The 6,296-nt window shown below is 52.0% G+C and carries 5 protein-coding genes; 4 read left to right on the top strand and 1 reads right to left on the bottom strand.

Annotation, left to right across the window (positions count from 1 at the left end; translation table 11 throughout):
- A partial coding sequence (locus tag CA13_RS26935; RefSeq protein ID WP_146403917.1) for an ISAs1 family transposase occupies positions 1-918 on the top strand: 918 nt, incomplete at its 5' end.
- 783 nt (positions 919-1,701) lie between these two features.
- On the opposite strand, the gene CA13_RS26930 is transcribed toward CA13_RS26935, so the two are convergent.
- A complete protein-coding gene (locus tag CA13_RS26930; RefSeq protein ID WP_146401981.1) occupies positions 1,702-2,529 on the bottom strand; it encodes a CvfB family protein in 828 nt (275 codons plus the stop codon).
- A 568-nt stretch (positions 2,530-3,097) separates the two neighbouring features.
- Between CA13_RS26930 and CA13_RS26925 the strand changes: the two genes are divergently transcribed.
- The 3 genes from CA13_RS26925 (at position 3,098) to CA13_RS26915 (ending at position 6,008) form a co-directional block, all read left to right on the top strand.
- Positions 3,098-3,718, top strand: a complete 621-nt coding sequence (locus CA13_RS26925; RefSeq protein ID WP_146401979.1) for an RNA polymerase sigma factor — start codon at positions 3,098-3,100, stop codon at positions 3,716-3,718.
- Positions 3,718-5,226, top strand: a complete 1,509-nt coding sequence (locus tag CA13_RS26920; protein WP_146401977.1) for a serine/threonine-protein kinase — start codon at positions 3,718-3,720, stop codon at positions 5,224-5,226. The genes CA13_RS26925 and CA13_RS26920 overlap by 1 nt, the downstream gene beginning before the upstream one ends.
- Before the next feature lie 107 nt (positions 5,227-5,333).
- The gene (locus tag CA13_RS26915; RefSeq protein WP_146401975.1) at positions 5,334-6,008 is read left to right on the top strand and encodes a hypothetical protein; all 675 of its coding nucleotides are present in this window, start codon (positions 5,334-5,336) and stop codon (positions 6,006-6,008) included.
- The last annotated feature ends 288 nt before the right edge of the window (positions 6,009-6,296 follow it).

The following is a 6,296-nucleotide window of genomic DNA, read 5'->3' as shown; positions in this document are numbered from 1 at the left end:
ACGATCGGACGAGTCTTGATGACGCTCAAGCCGGCAGCCTTTCAGAGATGTTTTGAGTGTTGGATTAAACGTCTTTCCGGGAAACGTACCGAGAGTGAATTGGATGTCGTCGCGATTGATGGTAAGGCCGTTCGTCGTAGCCACGATCGAGCCGCTGGACTTGGGCCGCTGTTCTTGGTCAGTGCTTGGGCGGTGCAACGTGGAATTAGCTTGGGGCAATTGGCGACCGAAGAGAAATCGAACGAAATCACCGCCATTCCTGATCTGTTGGACCAAATCGACATCAAGAAGTCGGTGGTCACGATTGATGCAGCAGGGTGCCAAAAGAATATCGCAGCGAAAATCATTGACGGCCACGGTGACTATGTTTTGGCGCTCAAGGGCAATCAAGGAACTCTGCATGACGCTGTGATCGATTTCGTCGTGAGGCATATGGAGAATGACTTTGCCAACGTAGTTGCTCGCAAGCACACTGAAACAGCCAAAGGTCACGGTCGTGAAGACAAACTGATCTACTACCAACTTCCCGTTCCCGACGATCTGGTTGGTAGAAAGAAGTGGAAGGGCATGCAAACAATCGGCGTGGTTATTCGGATGAGCGAAAGCGGGAATAGGTGGACCAGTGATGTGCGCTACTACATCAGTTCATTGAAGCTGGGAGTGAAGCGATTCGCAGCCTGCGTTCGCGGTCACTGGGGAATTGAAAATACCCTGCACTGGTGTCTCGACGTAACATTCCGAGAAGATGAAAACCGAGTTCGCAATCGAGTTCTAGGCGACAACTTAGCTTGGCTCAAACGCTTCGCGATCAGCCTTCTCAAGCAAGTCGACGACAAGGAAAGTATTGCGATGCGACGACGCATGGCCGGATGGAACCCCGAGTTCCTTGCCAAAGTCCTTGGCATACCAACGACTTAGTGTGCGTCCACCCTGGAACTGACCCCCGATTTGAAACTGACCGGCAAATTTAAATTTCCAACGAAGGCAGCCGATGCCGTTTCTGTCCTGCACATGATCGACATTGCCTACAAAGAAGAAATGGACCGACAGGACCAATTGAAAAACGGTTGACGCCCGCCCGCTGCCCGCGTTTTGCTGCCTCCTGAAACAGAGGGTGAAACCTGGGGTGAGTTGGCCCCGTGCTTGCCGTGCTTGCCGTGCTTGCCGCGGTACATTCTCAACCACGCCGCACGCTGCCACAGCGGCGATTGGTCCAATTTAAGTTTGAGCGAGAGAATCCAGTGGATCAACCCAATCGAATTCAGAATCCCTTTCGGTGTCGGTGAGTCGGGGGATTACATTTCCGGTGGTGTTCGCTGCGCTCAAACCACCGGCTAATCGCTTTCATCCTTTCAGGATATTCCTAACGTAAGTGCCACTCGTTTCGACGGCACTGACCAACGGCAATTGGCGGATCTTAAAACTGAAGCGGACCTATGACCGGAGTTACTCCAAACAGTACGGCCCTTGGCGTCGGATTATCGGTAACCTGACCCGCGCGGGCCAAAAGGTCGCGGGCCAGAGGGTCGCGGGCCAGAGGGTCGCGGGCCAGAGGGTCGCGGGCCAGAAGGTCGCGGGCCAGAAGGTCGCGGACTGGTCGTGTTGCATCAGACAAACGTTTGCCAAGAGTCGAGCCGATCGGCCTTGATCACTTCGTTTAATCTGCCGACGACTTTGGACACCGACAGTCTGACAAGGCGATCAAACCAATCGTATTCCATCCTTTTCAATCGTAATGACTCTCTGTTTATACAGGGCACCGATCGCTTTTTTGAACTGTCCTTTGCTCATCCCAAGCAGATCGGAAATCTGAGCTGGAGGAGACTTGTCATGAACGGGCGCAAACCCGTTATGATCGCGTAAGTAATCTTGAATCACTTGACTGCAGTTGTCGCGGATTTGCTGACCACTTTTCAGACTCAAGTCAATTTTTCCGTCTTCGCGAATCTGTTTGATATAGCCTCGAATGCTCTGCCCAAAACTGAGCCGTTGATCAACTTCGTCTTTGTACAGCAAGCCCCAATGGCTGTGATTCACAATCGCTTTGAAGCCCAATTCCGTACTGTTCCCGATAATCAAATTGACCGTCTGCTGCGGACGAAACTCGTGCTGGTCATCTTCCAGAACGACTTTATCAATCTTTGATGTCGCAGCGATCCGATCTTGGTTATCGAGATACAGAAACACGATGTAGGAATCGCCCACGGTCATCGGTCGATGCTGTTCCGCAAACGGGACCAAAACGTCTTTGTCCAATCCCCAATCTAAGAACGCACCGATTTGAGTATTGTCTTTTACTTCCAAATACGCGAATTCGCCAACCTCCGCTTTGGGAGTTTGAGTGGTCGCGATGGGGCGATCTTCCGAGTCCAGGTAAAGAAAGACTTCAACCGTATCATCGATACTCAAATTTTCCGGAGCATGCTTTGCGGGAAGCAAGATCTCGCCTAGATCTTCGGCATCCAAATAGAATCCGAATTCCGTCTCCTTAACCACGTTTAAATTATACGTCCGGCCGATTTCAATCATGGTTTTTGGGCTTCAGTGCTTTTCGCGAATACTTGATCGAAGTGGTTGGTCACTGTTTCAATCTGGGACAGACCGACCCAGCCGAGTCTGTCCCAGACTCGACCCCACGACATTCGAGATAGTTTATCGTTCGAAGCAGTCCTTGACGATCTGGTGACTCGGACTTCACCGACTAACGATTAGCCAAATTCCATTGCTCTCACCTGCTAATGGAACGACCCTCGCAACTCATGGCTCAACACCAACGGTAAACGCATCAAAACCTCGATGCTCTCGGGAACTTCCCCTTTTCTTTCCTGCCGATCAACCAGCTACCAAACCCAACTCAGCATTCAACGTATCCGTTTAAGATTGACGTGGAAATCAGTTTCGGTGGTACGGATTTGTCCGACATCAGTTATCAGGCGAATGTTTGTTATCGTGTGACGATTTGGTTCCCCAGCGGAAGCTCGTTGAGCAAGATGTTGCGTAGATCCCGGCGCCAACGGCAAGTCGCGATTTTTTTCTCGGATTTCGCGCAAGGTTTGGCAATACGCTAGGATTATATTCATGAGAGGAATTGCAATTGATGAACAATCCGGAGACACGTGCCAGTTTGATTTTGCGGTTGGGTAATCCAGCTGACGATGCTGCATGGACCGATTTTCTAGAGATTTACGAGCCAATGTTGTATCGGTTGGCGTCACGTTGGGGATTGCAGAATGCGGATGCAGAGGAAGTGGTTCAAGAAACGCTGCTGGGTGTTTCCAAAGCGATTGCAGATTTTTCGGCTGAGGAACGGCCGAGAGCGTTTCGGTCGTGGTTGGCAACGATTACTCGCAACAAATTGGTTGACCACTTAGCCCGCCGTTCGCGTCAGGCCCAGGGCTCCGGCGACACGAACGTTCATCGTTGGTTGGATCAGCGGGCTTGTGAATCGTCGTCGGCGAGCGTTTGGGATTGGCAACAGAAACAGCAGCTGTTCGCCTGGGCAGCAGAAAAAGTGCGTCATCAGGTGAGCGAAGTAACTTGGAAGGCGTTTCACCGAACAAGCGTTCGTGGTGAATCGACCAAAGAGGTTGCCGCCGATTTAGGGATCCGTGAAGGAATGGTGTACGTTGCCCGTAGCCGTGTGATGGCCAGACTGCGTCAAGCGGTGCAGCAATGGCAAGTAGACATGCATTCGCATGACAACGACTTAGGCAAATAATGAATTGTGACAATACGCTGCTTTGGACCTTAGTCAGGCAGGATACCGAACCCGGTGCCGAAGCCGAATCGATCCTGCAGCACGTTGAATCATGCTCACAGTGCCGCGAAACGTTGATGCAACTCGGTGGCGATCGAGAATGGTGGGGCGAGGCGAAAGAGTGGTTGTCGAATCAACCGATTGACCCGGTCGATGAAGATCATGAAACTCACCCGCTGGCACCGATCGACTTAAGCTTTTTGCACTCAGCCTCACACCCCGAAATGCTTGGGCGGATCGGACGCTATGATGTCGAAGCGGTGTTGGGACGTGGTGGAATGGGAGTTGTGTTCAGGGCCTACGACAGTGATCTGCACCGTAGTGTGGCGGTGAAGGTTCTGGCACCCGAGTGGGCCGCGTCGGTTCCAGCACGCGAGCGATTTGCTCGTGAAGCCCAAGCGGCGGCCAGTGTTGCCCACGAGAATGTTGTTCCGATTTACGATGTTGAACCGGATGCAAAACTGCCATATTTGGTGATGCGATATATTTCAGGCACGACGCTTGAGCGATGGGTCAGAGCGAACGGGTCACCCGACGTTGCAACGATTCTGCGAGTCGCGGTGCAGTTGGCCGAAGGATTAGCGGCGGCACATCGCCGCGGATTGGTTCACCGAGACATCAAGCCAGCGAATGTGCTGGTTGGCAAGAATATTGATCGTGTTTGGATTACGGACTTCGGATTGGCTCGAGCCGCCGATAGCGCGACATTAACGCGAACAGGCGTGATTGCCGGAACGCCTCACTACATGAGTCCCGAACAGGCACGCGGGGAAGCATTGGACGGGCGCAGCGATTTGTTTAGCCTTGGCTGCGTGTTGTACTTCTTGGCCACCGGAGCACCTCCGTTCGATGCCGAAAACACGTTGGCCGTGCTGCACAAGATCGTCAACGACGAGCCAAAGCAGTTAGCAAGTCTACGCAATGATCTGCCACCAAGCTTTGTCGCGTTGGTCCATCAATTGCTTTCTCGCAAACCGTCCAAACGTCCGATCGATTGCGGATCAGTGGTCCAAAAGTTGGAAAATTCACAAACTGAATTACACGATGGCATTATCGCAACACTACCGATGAACAAAAAATTCCGCCGAACACTCTACGGAACACTCACTGTCCTCACGACGTTGCTGCTGATTGTAACGCTATGGAACCATAGGCAGCCTAAAAAGGACGCCGTTGTCTATCGGCCAATCATTGTGCAACAAACCGAAGATAATCCATTTTTGCGCGCTGCGAATTCGAGCGAACAGTTTAGCCCGTATGTCGTACAGGCGTCAAAACAGATCGAGATGGCAACTGAAATGGATGCACATCAGGTCGAATCGCGTCTCGGTTCGCTGCGAGCAAAGCTTCAGCGGGCTCAGCAAATAGCTGCAACCAACGAACTACCGCTGCTCGATTTTGATGACAGGCAATGGCGGGAACAGGTAAGCAGACTAAGAAATCTAATCGACAAAGCAGACCAAAAGTAGGACGAATCAAAACGAGTCGCCGCGTGAAGTGGCGCTAGACCCTCCGATCCAACAAACTCAAAACGACGCTCCATTTCACTCTTCCCTTTTCCGAAAGGATACCACCTATGAGATTTTTCGTTATCGCCGCACTCTCGCTCGTCGCGACCATCGGGATTTGTCAAACGGAAGAATCAAAAAAGACGCCTTCATCGAAGGTTGTCGAATCAACTGCAGTTCCCAACCCATTTGACATTCCGCCAGGCAGCAGCGACATGATGGGCATGGGCGGCATGTACGGCGGAGAAATAAGCGACCGCATGGGCGGTGGGATGGATGGTGGCATGGACTTAGGTAGCATGGACTCAGGTAGCATGGGTGGATACGACATGGGCGGATACGGCATGGAAGCACCGCCACCAAACCTCGAGCAACAATTTCGCCAAGGCTTGCAGCGTGCCATTACGATGCTGCGGCAAGCAAAAAGCGATCAGCAGAAAGAGAAACTGCGCGAGTACATCCGAGGCGCATTCGAGGCAAAGTACGATCGCATGATGGCCCAGCGACAGAAAGACCTGGACGAACTCCGCAAGGGAATCGAAAAGCTTGAATCGGAATTGAAACGTCGTGGTGAAGCAAAGGATCGTGTCGTGCAGTTGCAGCTGCAATCGGTCCAACTCGCCGCCGAAGGACTACTCGATCCCGGTGATTTGCAGGGCAGTGGAGGGAACGCGACGGTTGAAGGCGGAGGATATGGAGGCGGAGGATATGGAGGAGGTGGAATGGGAGGCGGCATGATGTAAATAGAGGCCATCCAATATAGGTTTACGTTGATACTGAGATTGGCTAAGGAACCGCTTCAGCATGTTCAGTTCATGAGGTCGTCATGCCACGAAAACCACGATATAGACTCGATGCTCCAGCCGATGTTTAAGTTTTTCATGCGGTGCAATGTTATGTACGACGTGCGTTTCAGTGCGGTGAAGATCGGTCTTCAGATCAGTCCTGCGAGCAACGCCGTCGAACAAAACAGGGGCAGCCAAATTTTGGATTTCTGATAGTGAAGTACGTTGGGAGTAGAAAAGGGGAAA

The sequence above is a fragment of the Novipirellula herctigrandis genome (genome assembly GCA_007859835.1).
In the GTDB taxonomy this organism is placed as follows: domain Bacteria; phylum Planctomycetota; class Planctomycetia; order Pirellulales; family Pirellulaceae; genus Novipirellula_A; species Novipirellula_A herctigrandis.
Note: the sequence above shows the minus strand (reverse complement) of the source record. Positions and strands in the feature narration are given on the sequence as shown.

Bases quoted from the DNA above. Each gene is read 5' to 3' on its own strand.
- CA13_RS26930 (WP_146401981.1), bottom strand. From the start codon at position 2,529: ATGATTGAAATCGGCCGGACGTATAATTTAAACGTGGTTAAGGAGACG.
- CA13_RS26920 (WP_146401977.1), top strand. From the start codon at position 3,718: ATGAATTGTGACAATACGCTGCTTTGGACCTTAGTCAGGCAGGATACC.
- CA13_RS26925 (WP_146401979.1), top strand. From the start codon at position 3,098: ATGAACAATCCGGAGACACGTGCCAGTTTGATTTTGCGGTTGGGTAAT.
- CA13_RS26915 (WP_146401975.1), top strand. From the start codon at position 5,334: ATGAGATTTTTCGTTATCGCCGCACTCTCGCTCGTCGCGACCATCGGG.